Origin of the sequence: Asticcacaulis taihuensis, from assembly GCF_900100255.1 — a bacterium.
GTDB classification, from domain to species: domain Bacteria; phylum Pseudomonadota; class Alphaproteobacteria; order Caulobacterales; family Caulobacteraceae; genus Asticcacaulis; species Asticcacaulis taihuensis.
The window spans coordinates 1045796-1064888 of sequence record NZ_FMTS01000001.1 but is presented as its reverse complement, the minus strand read 5'-3'; the positions used below and the strand labels follow the sequence as shown (position 1 = coordinate 1064888).

Sequence of the window (19093 nt, the reverse complement as noted above, 5' to 3'; positions counted from 1 at the left end):
GCTTGTCGAGCCGGAGGGGGTGCTTCCCCTGCCGTCTGTCGCCCCCTCCGTCACGGACAAGCCGTGACACCTCCCCCGCAAGCAGGGGAGGATGAAGAGTAAACGCCTCCATGGCCCAAAAGCCGACCATCCTGTCCGAACCGTTCAAGAAGGCGCTGGTGCATTCCACCCGAGCGCTTGCGGAGGATTCCGAACTGGAGGTGGTCTTCGGTTCGGACGGCCCGCGCATCGATGGCAATAAGCTGATCCTGCCGCATCCGCCGCGCGATCTGGCGCCGAAACTGGCCCAGCGTGTGCGCGGCCAGGCTGACCGGCTGGCCCTGAAGCGCGCGCATCACGACGAGGCCCTCCATGCTCGCGCCCGGCCGCGCGATGATTTGAGCGCTGATGCTTTTGACGCCCTAGAAGAAGCCCGGCTGGAAGCGATCGGCGCCCGGGCCATGATGGGAGTGCGCAGCAATCTGCTGGCCGCGCAGGAAGGTGACCTTGAACGCTCCGGCCTCTATCGCAAGGAAGACAAGGCCGAGATCGGCCTGCCGGAAATCCTTGGCCTGATGGCGCGTGAAGCCGTCACTGGCGATCCGATCCCGCAATCCGTGCAGCGCGTGGTCAATCTGCTGCGTGCCGAGATCGAGGAAAAGACCGGCGACGGGCTGGAAAAGTTGGCCGCTCTGATTCATGACCAGAAGGCGTTCAATAAACAGGCGCGTCATATCCTGACCGCGCTCGACCTGAAGGATGACAGCCAGGACGCCGAGGACGAGAAGGACGAAGGCGAGGAGGGCGAGAGCGAAGGCGACAGCCCCAAGGAAGACGCCCCCGAAAAGGACGATCAGGACGACAGCCAGTCGCAGCCGGATCAGCCGGAGGAACAGACCGGCCAGGACCAGCCGCAGGAGGGCGAGGACGACTACACCCAGATGCAGGGCGACCCGCAGATGGCTTCGGAATCTTCGACCGACGAGACTCCCGACGGAGAAGCCGGCGAGGCTGAGCGCCGCGAAAATGATCAGCCTGAGACCAATGTCAAAAAGGACTACGAGGTCTATACCAGGCAGTTCGACGAGATCATCACGGCCGAGGAGTTGTGCGATCCGGAAGAACTGGAGCGTCTGCGCGGCTTCCTGAACGCACAACTGGCTAATATGGCGTCGGTCGTGTCGCGCCTCGCCAACCGCCTGCAAAGGAAGCTGCTGGCCCAGCAGAGCCGTTCCTGGTCATTCGATCTCGAAGAAGGCGTGCTCGATGCTTCCAAGCTGACGCGCGTGATTACCGATCCGTCCGCGCCGCTCAGCTTCAAGCAGGAAAAGGACACCGAGTTCCGCGACACGGTCGTCACCCTCCTGCTCGATAATTCCGGCTCGATGCGCGGCCGGCCGATCATGGTGGCCGCCATCTGCGCCGATGTGCTGGCGCGGACGCTTGAGCGCTGTGGCGTCAAGGTCGAGATTCTGGGCTTCACCACTAAGGCCTGGAAGGGCGGCCTGTCACGCGAGGCCTGGGTGCGGGCGGGCAAGCCGGCCAATCCGGGGCGGCTAAATGACCTGCGCCACATTATCTATAAGGCGGCGGATAATCCCTGGCGCCGGACCCACAAGAACCTCGGTTTGATGATGCGTGAAGGGCTGCTTAAGGAAAATATCGATGGCGAGGCCCTGCAATGGGCCTATTCGCGCCTGGTCAACCGGCCGGAGCAACGCAAGATCCTGATGGTTATTTCCGATGGCGCGCCAGTCGATGACTCGACCCTGAGCGTCAACAGTGGGCACTATCTCGAAAATCATCTGCGCAAGGTCATCAACGATATCGAGACGGCTCCCAAAACGTCTGGAAGACATGTCGAACTGGTGGCCATAGGCATCGGCCATGACGTGACGCGCTACTACAAGCGCGCCCTGACCCTGATCGATGTCGAGCATCTGGCGGGCGGGCTGATGGACAAGCTGACCGAACTGTTCGAAGAGACCAAATGAATCGTGCTTTTGGCGCATTACGTCGCAGTCTGCGCTTGCTGGTACGAGGTGTGCCAGCGGCGCTTGCCGGCTAGTACTGCATCCAAAATCCCGGCCATTTGACCGCCAGAGTTTGTACCTCCCCGCTTGTTGGGGAGGGGGACCATCCGGCGAAGCTTCTTCAGCGAAGCCGGATGGTGGTGGGGCTTCTTACTTTCCTGTATGAGTGGTTTATGCGCGCCATTTTCCTGATTGCCCTTCTTGCTACCTCGGCTCATGCCGAGCCCTTGCCCTATCTGCAAAAACCGACGGTCAGCTTCCGCGCACTGAAAGGCAGCGACCCAAAGCCGGTCAATCCGAAGGTCCGCTATGTCGGTGGTTATGAACTGGTTGCAAAAGGCACCTCCGAACTGGTGGGCCTGTCCGACCTGCATGTCACGCCCGATGGTGACAGGTTAAAGGTCGAGGCGGTCAGCGATTTTGGCATCATGGCGCGGTTCGAACTGACGCCGGATGGCAAGGGCGGTTATTTCGACAGTCCTTTGGAAATCGATCCTCTACTCGATCCGCAAGGCCGGCGCCTGACCGACAAGAATGAAGCTGATGCAGAAGGGCTAACGACCGATCCGGTGAGCGGGAACCGCTATGTTTCGTTCGAAGGCCATCAAAGGGTAATGATATTCGCGCACGACCTATTGTACCGGCCAGGCGAGGTGGTGCCGCTCGGCGGACTGCCGGTTTTTCCGTTTAACCAGGGCATGGAGGCCGTCACCTATATCCAGGACCCGAAAGGGGATGCCCTTTTGATCGGTGTCGAAGCGGGAGGCTTCTGGCGCTGTGGTCTGGCCCTGAATACCTGCATGGAAATCCACGGTCCCGCTACGCCTGGCTTTCTCTATATGATGACCTCGCTGGCCGTCGTCGATTACGGCGATCCACGCCGCGATCACGATATACTTGGCCTCTATCGCTATTATGACCCCATCACCGGCCCGCGCAATGTGCTGCGCCTGCTGCATCTGGAAGGCGACACGCTCACCGTCGTCAGTAATCTGGTCAAGATCACGCCGCCCCTGCCGGTCGATAATTTCGAAGGTGTTTCAGCGATCAAGACCGCGACCGGCTACCGCATCTTTCTGGTCAGCGACAGCGTGAAGGCAGATGGCATGTCCAAACTGCTGATCTTCGACTGGATGCCCTGATGCTGACTATTCTGGCGCCAGCCGCGGCTTCATGCCAGTTGCTGATGGGGCTGCTCATCTGGCGGCGGACGCAATTGCCCGGACGAGGCGAACTAGCCCTCAGCCTCCTGTCAGGTGCGGCCTATTTCCTTCATGCCGCCTTTCCGGAGGCCCTGCGTTTTCTGCTGCCCGTCGTTCTGGCGGCACCTTTGGCGTGCAATCGCGCCATTCGTGCCGGATTTGAAGCGCCGCGGCGCCATCCCTGGATGGAGATAGCGTTGCTGGTCCTGTTGCTGGCGTCAGGACTCGCGGTGCGGGCGGGCTCCCCAGCCTGGACAGGCGCTGTGTCGAACCTGCTCAGTTTGGGGCTATTTCTGGAATTGCCGATCATTGTATGGCGTGGTCTGCCGGATGATCTGGTCGTGGCTCGGCGGAATGTCCGCTTCTGGGCTCTGGGGTTCTCCGCCCTGACAGGCGCCGCCGTGGCCCTGGCCTCGACCCTGGGTGGCGCCATATGGGCTGTGCCGGCTGCCGCGGCCCTGACCTGCCTGCTGATCTTTGCGGCCGTCGCCTTTGGTGGCGACCTGACGGTTACAACTCTTGCCCGGCAGTCACCGCTCGACAACCGTGAACAACAGGTGCTGCGCCGTCTGCGTCAGGTCATAGGCGAGGTCTATACTGATCCGGCCCTGACCTTGTCGAGCCTGGCCCGCCGGCTGGATGTGCCTGAGCACCGCCTGCGCCGGGTTATCCATCTGGGCGAAGGCCAGCGCAATTTCAGCACCTGGCTGAATGGCTATCGTATCGACGCGTTTAAGGCACGGATCGATGAGGATGACACCATATTGGCCCTTGCCCTGGCGGTCGGCTACAATTCGCTGTCGGCTTTCAATCGCGCATTCAAGGCGGTTGAAGGCGTGACGCCGAGCGCCTTCCGGGCGGCGCGGAAAGCAAACACGAAGGCGATGAGGGTGCCGACGCCAGAGACGCCAAGCGCGACATAGGGCGAGGGCGCAAGGGTGGCTGCCGCAACCGAAGCCAGGGCGCCGATCAGACCGGTCATGCGGAAGGCGTGTTCGGCGGGATTCAGCCACAGGCGCCAGCGCGAGGGGAGCAAGGTGCGGACCATGTCCCATGCCCCGAAGGTCAGCAGGCTGCCGGCGATCGAATAGACGAGGGTGAGCGGCCAGTTAAGCCGTTCGGTGAACTGCGACAGGGCGACCAGACCGACGCCCAGAATAAAGACCCCAATGGCGGGTACCAGATCGGCCGTCCGTCGTCCATTGTCCCTGAGCTTTAAGGCGCGCATCCCGGCCCAGAGGTTGTAGCTGATGATAAGGCTGGCGCCCATGAGGTCCAGCTTGCCGCGGAAAATAAAGGCACCGATCAGGGCAGTGGAGACGCACAGAATGGCCAGGGTCAGGGTTATTCGTCCTGTCATCCTGTGAACTTTATCCCCTTTCGGGCGGGACAGTATAAGCAGGCCGGCCAAAATGGCGAGCGAGCCTGTAGTGATATGGGCGATGATATTGAGTGTATGAAAATCGGGCATGAGACCTCCTGTTGAGGCAGGTGTCATGACGCGGATTGAGGCCGGGATTCCGGTTGATTTCTGAAATTGGTCGGTCTTACGCCGTCTTGCAGGCAACAAAAAACCCGGCGCAGCGGCCGGGTCTTTCGTGTGTTCGCTATCCGCAGGGATTAAGCGGCGGTTTCGGCCAGCTTGTCCTTGATCTGCTTCTTCAGGCGACGGGCGCGGATCGACAGGTTGGCGTCGTCGGCCTTGACGATGAAGGCGTCCAGGCCGCCCTTGAAGTCGAGCGTGCGCAGGGCAGCGTTCGAGATCTTCAGGCGGAACGAAGCGCCGAGCGCGTCGGATTGCAGGTTGATCTGGCGCAAGCTGGGCAGGAAGCGGCGCTTGGTCTTGATGTTCGAGTGGCTGACGCTGTGGCCGACCATAGGACCGACACCGGTCAGTTCGCAACGACGCGACATGGTATTTACCTTCGATTAAAACGAATATGTGAGCACGTCCGGACGCCTGTCCATCGCGCGAGAGGCGGTTCTATAGGCAAATGAGGCGGGCAGGTCAAGGGTAAAACGGCATTTTTTGCCGTTCTGCATTCCTTGTGAGGCTTGTAAAAAAGCCTCCCGGTGGGAACCGGGAGGCTTTTTCATTTTAAAACCCTAAAAGGCTTAGGCAGCCTTGGTCAGGTTCTTGTTGAGGATGGCCACGGCCGAGTCGCGGTCGATCTTTTCGATGGCCGCCACTTCGCGGGCCATGCGGTCGAGGGCCGATTCATAGAGCTGGCGCTCGGAGTAGGATTGTTCAGGCTGGCTGTCGGAACGATAGAGATCGCGGACGACCTCGGCCAGCGAGACCAGGCAGCCGGAATTGATCTTGGCTTCATATTCCTGGGCGCGGCGCGACCACATGGTGCGCTTGATGCGGGCGCGGCCCTTGAGAGTGACCAGGGCCTGCGACATGATGGCTTCATGGGCGAGGTGACGCAGACCGGCAACCTTGGCCTTCTTGGTGGGGACGCGCAGGGTCATCTTTTCATGGTCGAAGGTAACCACGTACACTTCCAGAGTGTAGCCAGCCACTTCCTGGGTCTCGATCGCCGCAACCTGGCCCACGCCGTGGGCAGGATAGACGACCTTGTCGCCTACGGTAAAATCATGACGGGAAAGGGTGAGGGTGTCGGACATGGCGAACCTTTCGAGAGGTTGGGGCAAACCGGCGGACAATCGGGTCTCATAGGCGTCAAGGCGTCTCGCTCCAGCAAACCGGGGAGGGGCTGAAGGTGGTACGCGAGCGCACAAAATCATCCTCAGGAGAGCCCTCATGGGGATGATGGATGTGCGCTATTTCTCAACTAAGACAAGGTTGTCATCCGACCTGCGTCGATGGTGCATTAAAAACCCACGCTGAGCGCAGGTTTGAACGCCTAAAACAAACGAAGATTTGCGCGGATCGTGTGGTCTGGGTTTATCCCATCAGGGACAGAAGAAGGCCGTGCGACTCTTGCAATATGACATCTATATCACAAATTTACGGCGAAATAAAGGGCGGGTGCGTTAGCGCTCACACAGGCCGCCACAGGAGCAGCAGCGTAGCGCAGAGAAGCGTCGCTTGAAAGCCCGCGGCAAGATAAACCTTGTGAATAAAGGCTTTTTTGCTGCTCTTGTGGCGAAAAACCTGTGTGCCAATTACGGCGCCCGGCCACCCGCCGAGCCAGCAGAGGGTCAAAAGCGTGCGTTCGGAACTGCGTTTTTCTCGCGTAACGGCGTTTCTTTTATCAAGCCGCCAAGCGTGCCATGTCACAAGATTGATAAGCGCGCCATAAAGCAGAAGCGCCGGCCAAAATGGCAAGCGGCTTACTTGCCATCTCCGGGCTTTTCCGAGAAGTACTTCTCGAACTTGCCCGTTTCGCGCTCATAGTCTTCGCGGTCGGCCGGCGGGGTGCCCTTTTCCGAGATATTGGGCCAGACGGCGGCGTACTTGGTATTGATCTCCAGCCACTTGGTGCCTTCGTCCTCGGTGTCGGGCTTGATGGCATCGACGGGGCATTCGGGCTCGCAGACGCCGCAATCGATGCATTCGTCCGGATTGATGACCAGGAAGTTCTCGCCTTCGTAGAAGCAATCGACCGGACAGACTTCCACGCAGTCCATGAACTTGCACTTCACGCAAGGGTCCATAACGATGTAGGTCATAGTCAAAAGCCTCGATTACAAACTAGGAATGTGTGCGTCATGCTCAGATAAGGCCGCTGTGTCAAGAGTCAGGGGCGATGCGAAACCCGATTTGTTCTAATTCGAGGCATTAGTATCCGTGTCAGCCGCCGCGGAGGCTTGTCGGTAAAGGCTTTGGGCCTCCGTTGCCGGGCCGCGGCGCTCGCCGGCATCCTGCACGATAATGTCGAACAAGCGGGTGCCGATGGCGAAGATGAGGCGGTCGCCGGGCCTGACGGAGGCGGAAGCTTTTTCGATACGCGTCATCTTGCCGAAACGCTCCAGCCGGATATGGCCGCTTTCGCAGGCCCTGGCCGAGAGGGCGCGGGTCTTGAAGAAGCGCGCGCGCCACAGCCATACGTCAAGCCGGACTGAAGAAGTTTCTATCTGCATGACCTGAATATTGGGGTGCGGTGCCTGCATGTCAAACGGGCTCTTGTGATCAGGCGATCCTCCGTTATAGTCCTGTAATCGATATCAATGCTCCGTGCGAGAGAGCAGATTGGGAGAAGACCATGAAGATCAGCAGACTAATGATGGCCGTATCGTGCCTGTCCCTGGTGGCGGGGGCGGCGCTGGCTGAGCCAAACCTGAAGCTTAATGACAAGGGATATTTCGAGGCGCCGGGGCTTAACGTCACGGTCTTTGCCGACATCTACCCGGATGGGCACCAGACCGGCGTCACCGTTATTCAGCATGGCGTGCGCGTGGCGGCCAATGGCGACCTGCGGTTGGAGCCCTCTCCCGGCCAGTGGTCACCCATGCCGGCGGGGGATGGCAAGCCGGTGGTCGATGCCGCGACAAACAGCGTTTCTCAGGTGCTTCATTATCCGGACGAGACGAAGAACCGCAAAGGCTTCAATCCGATCGACTATCCGGACCTGAATTTCAGCTATCATGTCCGTGTCACGCCGCTGGAAGGTAACGCCTTCCGAGTGTCGGTCGATCTCGACAAGCCGCTGCCGTCCACTTGGGAAGGCAAGGTCGGTTTCAATTTTGAGCTGTTCCCGACCGATCTTTTCGGCAAGTCGTGGCTGATGGATCAGCAGAGTGGTATTTTCCCGCGCCAGGCCAATGGTGGCATGGAAAATGATCACGGCCAGACTATCACCGCGCCCCTCGCTGAGGGCAAGAGCCTGACCGTGGCGCCCGAAAGCCCACTCCAGCGTATGACGATCCGGAGCCAGACCGGCGAACTGGAACTGATCGATGGCCGTGGCAATTTCAACAATGGCTGGTACATTGTCCGCGAAATCACCAAGCCGGGCGCCACAAAGGACGCCATCACCTGGACGATCACGCCGAATGTCGATCCAGACTGGCGTTATACGCCCGTGGTGCAGGTCAGCCAGGTCGGCTACCGGCCGGAACAGGCCAAGACCATTGTCATCGAGCAGGACAAGCGCGATACTCAGGCCGATCCGCTGGTTCTTTATCGTATGACCGCGAACGGACGCGAGGAGGTGGCGCGCTATACGCCGAAGCCCTGGGGGCAGTTCCTGCGCTACAATTACCTGACCGCCGATCTGAGCGCTGTGAAAGACCCTGGCATGTACGAACTGGAATATCGCGGCGACGCGACCGGTGTGTTCCGTATCTCCGATGATGTGTATGACCGGCATGTCTGGCAGCCGACCCTGGAATACTTCCTGCCGGTCCAGATGTGCCATATGCTGGTGAAGGAGAAGTACCGCACCTGGCACGGCCTCGATCACGAGGACGATGTCCGCATGGCGCCGATCAATTTCAATCACTTTGATGGCTATTTGCAGGGCGGCTCGACACTGACGAAATACCAGCCGGGCGAGCATGTGCCGGGGCTCAATGCCGGCGGTTGGCACGATGCCGGCGATTACGACCTGCGCGTCGAAAGCCAGATGGGGACGGTGTGGCTGCTGGCGAAGATGGTCGAGGAATTCGGCCTGAATTACGACGCCACCACGATCGACGAGGCGAAAAAGGTTACTGAAATCCATCAACCGGATGGTCAGAACGACGCCCTCCAGCAGATAGAACATGGCCTGCTGTCAGTCCTGGGCGGCTACAAGGCGCTGGGCCGCACCTATCGCGGTATTATCGAGCCGACGCTTGAGCAATATACCCTGCTCGGCGATATCTCGACCCAAACCGACAATCTCGACTACGATCCGGCGCTGAAACCGGGTGAGCGCACGGCCAGGACTTCATCCATTCCCGACGACCGTTATGTCTTCACCGAGGATAACCCCAACCGCGAACTGACGACGGCGGCGCAACTGGCGACGGCGGCACGAGTGCTGACACCGACCAATCCGAAAATGGCCGCCGATGCTTTGGCGGCGGCGCGGGATCTTTATGATAAAGCCTATGATCGCGCCACGGATTTGCAGGCGAAGGTCTTTGTCCTGTCCGAACTGGCGCAGACGACGCATGATTCCGCGGTTATGAAGCGGCTGATCGGGCTAAAGCCGGAAATCGTCGCCCATATCGACCAGACCGGCACTGTGCTGGCTTCGGCCATGCCGCTGATCAGGGACAAGGCGTTCAAACATGACGTCGGGGAGGCGGTGAAAACCTGGCAGGCCAAGCTCACCGACGAAGCCACGAAGACGCCCTATGGTGTGCCCTATGTGCCCTATATCTGGGGCGCCGGCTGGGATATCCAGAGGTTCGGCGTCGACCAGTATTTCGTTCACAAGGCCTGGCCGCAATACACGCCGGACACCTTACAGATGGAGGCGTTGAACTTCGTGCTGGGCGTCCATCCGGGTGAAAATACCGAGTCTTTTGCTTCAGGCGTCGGGGCAAAATCGGCCACTACCGCCTATGGCGCTAACCGCGCCGACTGGTCTTACATCCCTGGCGGCGTCATTTCCGGCACGGCCCTGATCCGGCCAGACCTGCCGGAACTGAAAAAATGGCCCTATTTCTGGCAGCAGACGGAATATGTCATGGGCGGTGGTGAGACCAATTATATGTTCCTGGTTTTGGCGGCAGCGCAGAAGCATTAACTGTCACAGGCTTGTCACGCGGTATGCGCATAAGCGGACTCCCAAATGGAGACCTGCCTATGCGCCCGCTGATCGCCTTGCTTGCCCTGTTTGCCGCCACTTCTGCCGTTGCCGAACCACGTCTGATCGCGGCGCTGGATATTGATGCCTCGCGGCATGACCTCGCGGTTCAAACGGCTGGTACACTGGAAGACGGCGTGTCGGGCAATATTCTCGGCGGGCTTGGTTCCGGTCTGGCCTGGGCCGGTGAGGATACCTTCCTGATGCTCCCGGATCGCGGGCCGAACGCCACGCCCTATGACGCTTCCGTCGATAACACCACGCGCTATTATAATCGTTTCCATAGCTTCCGTTTCCAGCGTGAGCCAGCGAGTACCGACCTGCCGTTTACGATCAGGGCAACGCTGGAGGCCACGACCCTGCTGTGGAGCCCTAAGTCGCTTGCCTATAAGGGCGAGGCGCCGGCGCTTAATGCCGCTGACCGTTTCTACTTCAATGGCCGCTCTGACCAGTTCGATGCGGCAAAGGGCTCGACCAATCCGGATAATGCCCGTTTCGATCCGGAAGGCATCCGCGTCTCGGCCGATGGCAAGAGCGTCTTCATTTCCGACGAATACGGCCCCTATCTGTACCAGTTCGACCGCGCTACGGGCCAGCGCCTGAAGAGCTTTGCCCTGCCGGCCAAATTCGCTGCCGCGCATCTGTCCTTGAAAGGTGACGAGGAAATCGCCGGCAATGCCAGCGGCCGGGTCGCCAACAAGGGCATGGAAGGCCTGGCGATCACCCCGGACGGTCGGACCCTGGTCGGTATCATGCAAAGCCCGCTGGCACAGGATGGCGGTACCAAGGCATCCTATGTGCGCCTTGTCACGGTCGATATCGTCACCGGCGTCACGCATGAATACGCCTATGGCCTGAGCAATATCGGCACGGTGGAAAAGCCGAAGTATGCAGGCATCAGCGAGATCGTGGCGGTCAATGACCACCAGTTCCTGGTCGATGAGCGCGACGGCAAGGGCCGCGGAGGCGTCGGTGAGCCGAGTTTCAAGAATTTGTTCCTGATCGATCTCGACGGGGCATCCGATGTCAGCGGTTTGAGCGGCGCGGAGGCACTGGCCGGTAAGGCGGTAACCAAGACCGTTTTCCTCGATATGGTCGCCGGTCTGAAAGCCAGCGGCGTGGCCGGCGATACCATTCCGGAAAAGATCGAGGATGTCAGTTTTGGCCCGGACGTAACCCTGAATGGCGTGGCTATCCATACGCTTTGGATCGCCAGTGACAACGACTTCCTGAGCACGATCGATGGCAAGCCCAATCCGAACAGTGTCTATGTGTTCGGCTTCAGCGATGCCGACCTGCCGGGCTACGTGCCGCAAGTTCTGGCGAGGTAGCTAAATCTGCGTAAGGCTAAAGAATTTCACGTCTCAGATTGTTGGCAAGAGACCAGGCTTTTGATCTCAGACTATTGAGTTGCTCGTTTTCTTCAATTGGCAATTTTCCATCCTGGCTCAGGATAAGATCATTTAACGATCCCATTCCGCCAAACATGCTCAGAAATTGTTGGAGGCCATAAGCGTCCGACTTTTCGATATTATCAGCCGCCTGTTTCAGGCGTGCTGCCCAAGTGTTTATGCCCTGTTCAAAAAGCAATCTTTCCAGACCGCGTAAAGCCTCCAGCAATTCAGCTACATCGGGATGCAGCATGATCAGTCCTGTCCGACCTTTTCGGCCAGCCGGGCGCGCAGGTCGGCGAAGGGCGAGTAGGGATTAACCGCTGGTTCCTTGCGAGACTGATCCATGTGCGGCCGTTCCGGACGTAGCCCGCCTTGCGGCTTGCCCTTGCGCGGCGGCTTTTGTCCGGTGGCTTGATCACCTTGCGGCTTGCGGTCCGAACGTGGTCTGTGCGGTTTTTCGCGCGGCGGACGGGGCTCGAAAGACTTCTGCCGCCAGCCGAGCAAATGGACTTCACGCGTTTCGGTCACGGGCGGCATTTCGGCTGCGACTTCGGGCGCTACAGGCAGGGATTCAACAGCCGGTTCAACGGTAGCCTCAACCACCCCTTCAGCCTCCGCGACGTCAGTGATTTCGACCGCTTCGGACGCTACAGCAGGTGTTTCCGCCGTGGCCTTACCCTTGCGGCGCCGGCGGCGCTTCTTGCCTTCGGTCGCGGCTTCACCTGCAATCGGCGCAACCGCGACCGTTTCGGTGACGGTCATCGGCTCGACCTTTACCAGGCCCAGGGCCTGCATCAGCTTGTCGCGCTGCTTGTCTCCCAAAGCCAGCACGGCGAAGGCATCTTCCCGCACATAGGTGGCGCCCTTCTGCCACTGACCGTGGTTCATGATCTTGTCGAGCTGCGACAGGGTCTTGAGCGCCACCGCGCCATAATCTTCCAACAGCAACTGGCCGCGCAGGCTGTGCTTACGCTGGGGATGGTCGGCGGGATTTTCTCCCTTGCCGAAGGCTTGCAAAAGTGGACGCAGCTTCGGGCTCTGGATATCCGGCAGGAACCAGGCGTAGCGGTGGCCGGCAATGCCAAGCGCTTTAAGGGCTGTCTTATCTTCCGGCGTCAGCTTCAGGCTCTCGTCACGGAACATGACGCCGCCATTTTCATAGAGGCGGAAGGCGATGGCGCGGACATTGGCCGAGGCGCTTTCGTCGTCGGCAATCTGCTTCATCTTGTAGAGGCTCTTGAGGCCCGATTGCGCGCTCTGGCGGACATAATCGGTCAGACGCTTAAGCGCGCGTTCGGCTAGAACCGGATGATCCGGCGCGTCGATCAGCTTCAGGCGTGGATTGAACCAGTCCGAAGGCTCGATGCGAGCCACGGGTTCCTTTTGCCACAGCACATCGTGGTTGCGGATATGGAAGGTCTTAGAGGCGCTTTGCGCCAGATCGCGCAGGCGATCAAGCAGCAGGGGCTTGACGGCACGGTTGGCGGCCTGACGCAGAGCCTTGTCAGCAACCACGCTTTCGCTGCTGGAAGGCTGGAAACTCAGGCCCTTGACCTCGCCAACGACGTGGCCTTCGATGATCACCTGGCCTTCGGGCGTGACTTCCGGACGCGGGGCTTCTTCGGCATCGAGCGCCTTCAAAAGCGCGCTGGTGCGGGCATCGATAAAGCGCTGCATCAGGGCTTCGTGCAACTTATCTGATAGCCGTTCTTCGAGATCGCGCGTGGCGTCGCGCCAGTGTTCGGTGCGCGCCAGCCACACGCCGCGGTTGGCAATGTAGGAGAGGGTGCGCACACCGGAGAGGCGTGACGACAGGGTATCGATATCGCCCTCCATGTGGTCGAGATCGCGCCGGGCGCCTTCGAACCACTCTTCGGCGATGAAGCCGCCGGGGCTGAGGCGTGACCAGAACAGGTGCGATACCAATTTCAGGTGCTCGTCGAAACCGATTTTGCGGAAATCGGGCAACTGGCAGGCTTCCCACAATACGCGCAGGGATACCGGATTTTTGATCTTGGCGGCGATCTCTTCATCCTGCGCCAGGGCGCGCAGCGACTTTTCGTCCAGCGCCTCCTTGGCCAGATGCAGGCCGATGACGTGCGAGGGCTCGGTCAGGCTTTTCAGCAGATTTTCTAGCGTCGAGAAATCAAGCTTGTGGTTGCGCCACTGGGCGGCATCGAGCGGTGTGAAGATATGATTCTCGACCGCATGGACCAGGTCTTCGTCCAGTTCGTGGCACTCGCCGGTCACGCCAAACGTTCCGTCATTCATATGGCGGCCGGCGCGGCCGGCGATCTGACCGATCTCCTGCGCCGTCAGGTGGCGGGTGTGCTTGCCGTCAAACTTGGAAAGACCCGAAAAGGCGACATGCTGGATGTCCATGTTCAGGCCCATACCGATGGCGTCGGTGGCCACCAGGAAGTCGACCTCGCCTTTTTGAAATAATTCGACCTGCGCATTGCGGGTCTTGGGGCTCAGGCTGCCCATCACCACCGCCGCGCCGCCGCGCTGGCGGCGGATCAGTTCGGCAATGGCGTAGACCTTCTCGGTCGAGAACGCGACAATGGCCGTGCGCTTGGGCAGGCGGGTCAGCTTCTTCGGGCCGGAATAGGTCAGCGAAGACAGACGCTCGCGCATCATGATCTCGGCGCCGGGAAAGAGGCGATGGAACAGCGGCGCGAAGGTCTTGGCGCCGAGGAACAGCGTCTCGAAGCGGCCGCGGGCGTGCAGCAGGCGATCGGTGAAGACGTAGCCGCGCTCGGTATCGCCGCAGAGCTGGATTTCATCGACGCACAGGAAGTCGACCTGACGCTCCAGTGGCATGGCCTCGACCGTGCAGATGAAATAGGCGGGCAGACGCGGAATGATCTTTTCCTCGCCGGTGATCAGGGCCACGGCATTGACGCCCTTGATCGCCACCACGCGCTCGTAGATTTCGCGCGCCAGCAGGCGCAGGGGCAGGCCCATCATGCCGGAGGCATAGCCGCACATGCGCTCGATGGCGTAGTGGGTCTTGCCGGTATTGGTGGGACCGAGCACGGCCATCAGCTTGGCGTCGCTGACGGCGTGAATGAGGGAGCGGGGGTGGTGGGGGGCGATCTCTGACACGGTGCATAAATAGGCGCGCAGCCGTCATTTGGAAAGCGCTAATCACAAATCTGAACGAGGTGTTACCGGATTGCTGAACGACCTGGAAACAAACCGTGTCCGAATCACTGACATTGGCCGATACCCGTTCTGTTCCCTACCAGATATGGTATCCGTAAATCCATTTAACCATATGCGGTGCGCCGTGGATAAAAAGGCGACAAAAGTATCTTGGCCTTGCGCCTCACGGGGCGGGGCGTGTAAAGAGGCGAAGCGTGGCTCCTTAGCTCAGCCGGATAGAGCAAGGCTTTCCTAAAGCAGAGGTCGGGGGTTCGAGTCCCTCAGGAGTCGCCAGTCCTTTCCAGTCGTTCCAGTTCCGCGCCGATCTGCTCGATGGTGAAGGGCTTCTTGACCAGCCGCGTGCCGGCATCCAGCTTGCCGTTATGGACAATGGCGTCCTGCGCATAGCCCGTCATGAACAGGACATGCAGGTCTTTTTGGTGCGCCAGGGCTTCATCCGCCAGTTCCCGGCCACTGCGTCCGGGCATAAGGACATCCGTCAGGAGTATATCGATCCGCGTGCCTTCCTCGAAGATATCGAGCGCCTGATCGGCGTTTTCGGCGCTTAAAACGTCATAGCCCAGGTCGGTCAGGGCCTCGCAAACGAAGTCACGCACGCCGGCCTCGTCATCGACGACGAGCACGATCTTGTCACGCCGCCCATGTTCTGCACGGACGATGCGATCGGCCACCGGTACATCCGAGACTTCCAGTGATCGCGGCAGATAGAGGCTCACCGTGGTGCCGCGGCCGACCTCGCTGGACAGGCTGACATGCCCGCCGGACTGCTTGACGAAGCCATGAACCTGGCTGAGCCCGAGGCCGGTGCCGAGGCCCACAGGTTTTGTCGTAAAAAAGGGCTCGAAAACCTGTGACAGGATTTCCGGCGACATACCGGTTCCGGTATCGGTGACCGAGACCATGACATAGTCGCCGGGCGTCACATCGTCTCCGGCCTCCGCATGGCTTTGATCGAGCCGGGCATTGGCGCACTCGATCAGCAGTTTACCCCCCTCAGGCATGGCATCGCGTGCATTGACCGTTAGATTGATGACAGCGGTTTCAAATTGGCTGGTGTCCACGTTCGCGCGCCACAGTCCGGGCGCGCGAAGGGTTTCAATACTGATGGCGTCACCCAGTGTGCGGCGCAGGATATCTGACAGATCTGCGATCGACCGGCCGATATCCGTCGCCTTGGGGTCGAGCGGCTGGCGGCGGGAGAAGGCCAGCAGCCGCTGGGTCAGGGCGGCCGCCCGCCTGGCGGCTTCCTGTGAGCCGCTGACAAAGCGCAGCATTTTGGGGTCGGCGTCGGGATAGCGGCGGATGAACAGGTCCAGATTGCCGATGATCACGGCGAGCATGTTGTTGAAATCGTGGGCAATGCCGCCCGTCAGGCGGCCCAGCGCCTCCATTTTCTGGCTTTGACGCAGGGCGGCTTCTGCACGTTCGCGTTCCTCCATGACCTCGCGCAGGCGCCGGTTGCCGCGGGCCAGGGCACGGGTATCGAAGGCCATGATGGTCAGCATCGACAGGCCGGCGACCAGGAGCAGGGCGGCACCGGCATACCGCGCGAGCCGCAGTTCCAGGGGTTCGCTGCGTTGCTTCAGGATGACCGTGCCCAGCACGACACCCTTTTCCGCCACGGGCACGCGCACGGTAAAGCCATCGCTGGTCCGCAGCTCATTGCGGCCATTCAGGAGCGCGATGGTCTCGCCGTAATGGGCGACTGGTATCCCCTTGTCGTCGAGAACGATCAGAGCCTCGATTTCCGGATTGGCACGAATGGCCGTCGTGATCTGCGAGACGGTCGCCTGATCGCCGAAGGCCAGGGCGCCTGATAGCGAATCCGCGACTATACTGGCCTGAACGCGCGCGGCCTGAATAACCTGTCTTTGGTGCAGATTCTCAGAGTAGAGCCCGGCGGCCACGCTGGCCAGAACCAGTACCGTCAGTCCCAGGCCCACGAAGGCGGTCCGGTGGTGGTCGATAACCTGCATCATCCGGTTGGAAACGCGCTTCATTGCGGACCTCCGGAGACATCCCTGACCGACACGGCCATGGCGAGCAGTTTCGAGCTGATCTTCAGATGGCTTTCGCTGGCTGCTGCCAGATCGACACGGAAGCGGACATGGCCCTGCTGGTTGACAAAGTCGATCATGCCTTGCGCCTGGCTGTTTTGCGAGACCGTCAGGACCGGCGCGCCTTTCAGGGCTTTCAGGGCGGAGGCGACGCTTTGATCCCCTGAGCCGCCAAGATAGGCCACCGCGCAACCAGAGTCCGTGCTCACCACCGGCAGGCGCAGAATGCGAAACGGACGGCCGTTATAACCCTGGCCGGCTATGGCCCTGTCGAGTACATCGCCAAACGGGTCGGCTCCGACGATGCAAAGAGTCAGATTATCACCGGGGGGATCAGGCCAGGTAACGAAGGGGGCGAATTTATACAGGTATGTCGCCTTGACCGCTGTTTCCAGGTCGGCCGTGGGCTGGCTGGCGGCCGCGCCGCCTGTCAGCAACAGGGCGATTATCGCCGTGAAAAGATTCTGAAGCGTTTTAGGCACGCATCTCATCCTAGAGACCGTAGCGCAGTCTGACAGAAACGGAGCGCGGAACATAACGTACCGGCGCGGTAGACGGATCGTAAGCCTCAAGATGCTGTTCATGCAAGAGGTTCAGTCCTTCAAGCGACAGGGCCAGCCGGTCGGTCAATCGCCAACTCATGGTCGCATCGGCCTCGGTATAGGCGGGAACCGGTGCATTATCCACCTCGCCGACCGTGCGCAGGACGATATTGAGGTCCATCGCCGGGGATATGGCCCATTGCGAACCGATCTGCGCCTGATAGGCGGGGTCCTGGCCTTGGACGGCCAGACCGGTTAGGTCGTTGAAGCCGGGTTTGAGCCGGAAGTGTTTGTGCAGCAGGTTGAAACTGGCGCTGAGCCGCCAGCCGGGCATGACATCATACTTGCCCCATCCCTCGATCCCGTAGGTCTCGCCTTCGCCGCCATTTTCCAGCATAAGCGGGAAGATGGTGGCCGGATAGGTGTCGGTGCGCAGGTCGTCATACTGATTATAGAAGGCCGAGAGCGAGACTGACAGCCGGTCCAGTGGCTGGGCGCGCCAGCCAAGCTCCCAGGCCGTGACCTTTTCCGAGGAAAAGTCCGGGGAAGGCTGCAGGAAAATTGGATGGGTCAATTCTCGCTCGATGCGGTTCGGCGTTCGCGCCGCTCGGGAAACTGCGCCCCAGATCAATGATCCGTCATCGCGCTGCCAGGCCAGTCTCACATTCGGCAGCCATTCTGTGCCGGAATAGCTGTTATATTCCGCCTTCAGGCCCATGGTCAGCGTCAGGTCGGGGCGCAGGGCCATCTCATCCTGGGCAAAGAGAGAGCCCAGCGAAATGGTCGTCTTCGGGTGCAGGAATTTGAAATCATTGAATGATTTAAAATTTTCCCACCAGTACCGGAATTCACCGCCCCAGATGATATTGTGATGCGGGCCGGCGCGGAAATTATGCTGAGCTGAGACGACAATACTGTCCCGGCTTTCGTAAAGCGTGGCCTCGTCGCGGACATCGCGGCTGATCACCGCATTGACATTCACACCGCCGCCGTCGCTAAGATCGTGGCTCCAGATCAGCCGGCCCAATGTGCCCTTGAAGGTGGCTGTATTGCCGGCCACCTGATTGTTGTAGGTCATCACGGCAGCAGTCAGTTTGTCCTTTTCCCAGTCGCCGGTCAGGCTCAGCGATCCAAAGGCGCCGTGGAAGGCGTCGTCGGTCGTGTCGTTCGGGTCAAACGGCTTCGTGCGGTCGATGTCAAAGCTGTCGGCCAGCACTTTAAAGCCGATATGGTCGGAAACTCTGCCGCCGTATCGCAGGCTGGCGGCGCGCTGGAAGCTGCCGGTCGAGACATCAGCGTAAAACCCCTGTGTCTGCGCGCCCGGCTTCGTAATGACATTGACGACGCCATTGACGGCATTGGCGCCCCACATGGTGCCGCCGGGGCCAGCTATGACCTCGACCCGGTCGATATTGGCCAGGTTGACGTCAATCTGCTGCCACAGATTGCCGCCGCCGATCGGTTCATAGACGCTGCGGCCATTGATCATGATCAGAAGCTTGTTAGCCGTTTCCGGCGAATTGAAGCCGCGGGCCGTAACGGTCCAGCTATAGGCGTTGAGCCGCGCCACTTCCAGGTTTGGCGCCAGGCGCAGCACCTCTGGCAGGCTGACGGCCCCCGATCGCCGGATATCGTCGGCGGTGATAATGAATATGGAAGCTGCGACCGAACCCAGGGCCTGGGGATGCTTGGCGGCCGACGTAATCTGGATATTCGCGAGTTCGTCGATAGACAATCGCTGAAGGTCTTCAACAGACGGATTACTGCCTGGGTCAAAGGGTTGGGCATCTGCCTGATTTGTTACCGCGCCTATTAAAAGCGCCGCGCATACCATTACAATGCGCCTATTCATGACAGATTGCCCTGATCTCACAACATGCCCCGATTTCGACTTTCTGCGTTCGATAGGTATGTAAGAGGGCAATTAAAGTAAGGATTCGATAGGTTTGGCGGTATTTGCGCATAATCTGCGGATATTGCGGCGGCCCTTGGCGACGGATTTGTCAGATGG

At 60.0% G+C, this 19093-nt stretch carries 15 protein-coding genes and 1 tRNA gene; 6 read left to right on the top strand and 10 right to left on the bottom strand.

The window, feature by feature from the left end:
* The first annotated feature begins 110 nt into the window (after nucleotides 1-110).
* From cobT to BLO49_RS05015, 3 genes are all read left to right on the top strand, one after another.
* Nucleotides 111-1973, top strand: a complete 1863-nt coding sequence (cobT, locus tag BLO49_RS05025; protein WP_090644958.1) for a cobaltochelatase subunit CobT — start codon at nucleotides 111-113, stop codon at nucleotides 1971-1973.
* A gap of 212 nt (nucleotides 1974-2185) precedes the next feature.
* Nucleotides 2186-3154 (top strand): esterase-like activity of phytase family protein, encoded by a 969-nt coding sequence (locus BLO49_RS05020; RefSeq protein WP_170828211.1) that lies wholly within the window; start codon nucleotides 2186-2188, stop codon nucleotides 3152-3154.
* Nucleotides 3154-4137, top strand: a complete 984-nt coding sequence (locus tag BLO49_RS05015) for a helix-turn-helix domain-containing protein (protein WP_090644953.1) — start codon at nucleotides 3154-3156, stop codon at nucleotides 4135-4137. Before BLO49_RS05020 ends, BLO49_RS05015 begins: the two co-directional genes overlap by 1 nt.
* 697 nt (nucleotides 4138-4834) lie before the next feature.
* Here the strand turns inward: BLO49_RS05015 and rpmB are convergent.
* The 5 genes from rpmB to BLO49_RS04990 form a co-directional block, all read right to left on the bottom strand.
* The gene (gene rpmB, locus BLO49_RS05010; protein ID WP_090644950.1) at nucleotides 4835-5128 is read right to left on the bottom strand and encodes a 50S ribosomal protein L28; all 294 of its coding nucleotides are present in this window, start codon (nucleotides 5126-5128) and stop codon (nucleotides 4835-4837) included.
* Between the two features lie 201 nt (nucleotides 5129-5329).
* Nucleotides 5330-5845: a CarD family transcriptional regulator gene (locus BLO49_RS05005; protein WP_090644948.1), complete on the bottom strand. Its 516-nt coding sequence runs from the start codon at nucleotides 5843-5845 to the stop codon at nucleotides 5330-5332.
* Nucleotides 5846-6221: 376 nt separating this feature from the next.
* Nucleotides 6222-6461: a DUF1294 domain-containing protein gene (locus BLO49_RS18710; RefSeq protein WP_415500083.1), complete on the bottom strand. Its 240-nt coding sequence runs from the start codon at nucleotides 6459-6461 to the stop codon at nucleotides 6222-6224.
* Nucleotides 6462-6514: 53 nt separating this feature from the next.
* A complete protein-coding gene (fdxA, locus tag BLO49_RS04995; RefSeq protein ID WP_090644942.1) occupies nucleotides 6515-6853 on the bottom strand; it encodes a ferredoxin FdxA in 339 nt (112 codons plus the stop codon).
* Between the two features lie 96 nt (nucleotides 6854-6949).
* Nucleotides 6950-7294: an RNA-binding S4 domain-containing protein gene (locus BLO49_RS04990; RefSeq protein WP_245678863.1), complete on the bottom strand. Its 345-nt coding sequence runs from the start codon at nucleotides 7292-7294 to the stop codon at nucleotides 6950-6952.
* Between the two features lie 92 nt (nucleotides 7295-7386).
* On the opposite strand from BLO49_RS04990, the gene BLO49_RS04985 reads away from it, so the two are divergent.
* Nucleotides 7387-9861: a glycoside hydrolase family 9 protein gene (locus tag BLO49_RS04985; protein WP_090644939.1), complete on the top strand. Its 2475-nt coding sequence runs from the start codon at nucleotides 7387-7389 to the stop codon at nucleotides 9859-9861.
* Nucleotides 9862-9920: 59 nt separating this feature from the next.
* On the top strand, nucleotides 9921-11252 hold the full coding sequence (locus BLO49_RS04980) for an esterase-like activity of phytase family protein (RefSeq protein WP_090644936.1): 1332 nt from the start codon (nucleotides 9921-9923) through the stop codon (nucleotides 11250-11252).
* A gap of 16 nt (nucleotides 11253-11268) precedes the next feature.
* Here BLO49_RS04980 and BLO49_RS04975 read toward each other — a convergent pair whose 3' ends face one another.
* Nucleotides 11269-11565 carry a DUF6966 domain-containing protein gene (locus BLO49_RS04975; RefSeq protein ID WP_090644933.1) on the bottom strand — a complete coding sequence of 99 codons (297 nt, stop codon included), beginning with the start codon at nucleotides 11563-11565 and terminating at the stop codon, nucleotides 11269-11271.
* Between the two features lie 2 nt (nucleotides 11566-11567).
* Entirely contained in the window at nucleotides 11568-14423 is a 2856-nt protein-coding gene (locus BLO49_RS04970; protein WP_245678862.1) for a helicase-related protein, read from the bottom strand.
* A gap of 256 nt (nucleotides 14424-14679) precedes the next feature.
* On the opposite strand from BLO49_RS04970, the gene BLO49_RS04965 reads away from it, so the two are divergent.
* A tRNA-Arg gene (locus tag BLO49_RS04965) sits at nucleotides 14680-14756 on the top strand.
* On the opposite strand, the gene BLO49_RS04960 is transcribed toward BLO49_RS04965, so the two are convergent.
* Genes BLO49_RS04960 through BLO49_RS04950 form a run of 3 tightly spaced genes read right to left on the bottom strand, consistent with a single transcriptional unit; the run spans nucleotide 14744 to nucleotide 18817 of the window.
* Nucleotides 14744-16483 (bottom strand): ATP-binding protein, encoded by a 1740-nt coding sequence (locus BLO49_RS04960; protein ID WP_090644926.1) that lies wholly within the window; start codon nucleotides 16481-16483, stop codon nucleotides 14744-14746. The two genes, BLO49_RS04965 and BLO49_RS04960, sit on opposite strands and share 13 nt — an antisense overlap.
* The gene (locus BLO49_RS04955) at nucleotides 16480-17022 is read right to left on the bottom strand and encodes a YfiR family protein (protein ID WP_170828210.1); all 543 of its coding nucleotides are present in this window, start codon (nucleotides 17020-17022) and stop codon (nucleotides 16480-16482) included. The genes BLO49_RS04960 and BLO49_RS04955 overlap by 4 nt, the downstream gene beginning before the upstream one ends.
* A 10-nt stretch (nucleotides 17023-17032) precedes the next feature.
* Nucleotides 17033-18817: a TonB-dependent receptor plug domain-containing protein gene (locus BLO49_RS04950; protein WP_170828209.1), complete on the bottom strand. Its 1785-nt coding sequence runs from the start codon at nucleotides 18815-18817 to the stop codon at nucleotides 17033-17035.
* Between the last annotated feature and the right edge of the window lie 276 nt (nucleotides 18818-19093).

Coding starts and splice junctions, on each gene's coding strand:
- BLO49_RS05015 (WP_090644953.1), top strand. CDS start 3,154: ATGCTGACTATTCTGGCGCCAGCCGCGGCTTCATGCCAGTTGCTGATG.
- rpmB (WP_090644950.1), bottom strand. CDS start 5,128: ATGTCGCGTCGTTGCGAACTGACCGGTGTCGGTCCTATGGTCGGCCAC.
- BLO49_RS04990 (WP_245678863.1), bottom strand. CDS start 7,294: ATGCAGGCACCGCACCCCAATATTCAGGTCATGCAGATAGAAACTTCT.
- cobT (WP_090644958.1), top strand. CDS start 111: ATGGCCCAAAAGCCGACCATCCTGTCCGAACCGTTCAAGAAGGCGCTG.
- BLO49_RS04975 (WP_090644933.1), bottom strand. CDS start 11,565: ATGCTGCATCCCGATGTAGCTGAATTGCTGGAGGCTTTACGCGGTCTG.
- BLO49_RS04980 (WP_090644936.1), top strand. CDS start 9,921: ATGCGCCCGCTGATCGCCTTGCTTGCCCTGTTTGCCGCCACTTCTGCC.
- fdxA (WP_090644942.1), bottom strand. CDS start 6,853: ATGACCTACATCGTTATGGACCCTTGCGTGAAGTGCAAGTTCATGGAC.
- BLO49_RS05005 (WP_090644948.1), bottom strand. CDS start 5,845: ATGTCCGACACCCTCACCCTTTCCCGTCATGATTTTACCGTAGGCGAC.
- BLO49_RS04985 (WP_090644939.1), top strand. CDS start 7,387: ATGAAGATCAGCAGACTAATGATGGCCGTATCGTGCCTGTCCCTGGTG.
- BLO49_RS04960 (WP_090644926.1), bottom strand. CDS start 16,483: ATGAAGCGCGTTTCCAACCGGATGATGCAGGTTATCGACCACCACCGG.
- BLO49_RS05020 (WP_170828211.1), top strand. CDS start 2,186: ATGCGCGCCATTTTCCTGATTGCCCTTCTTGCTACCTCGGCTCATGCC.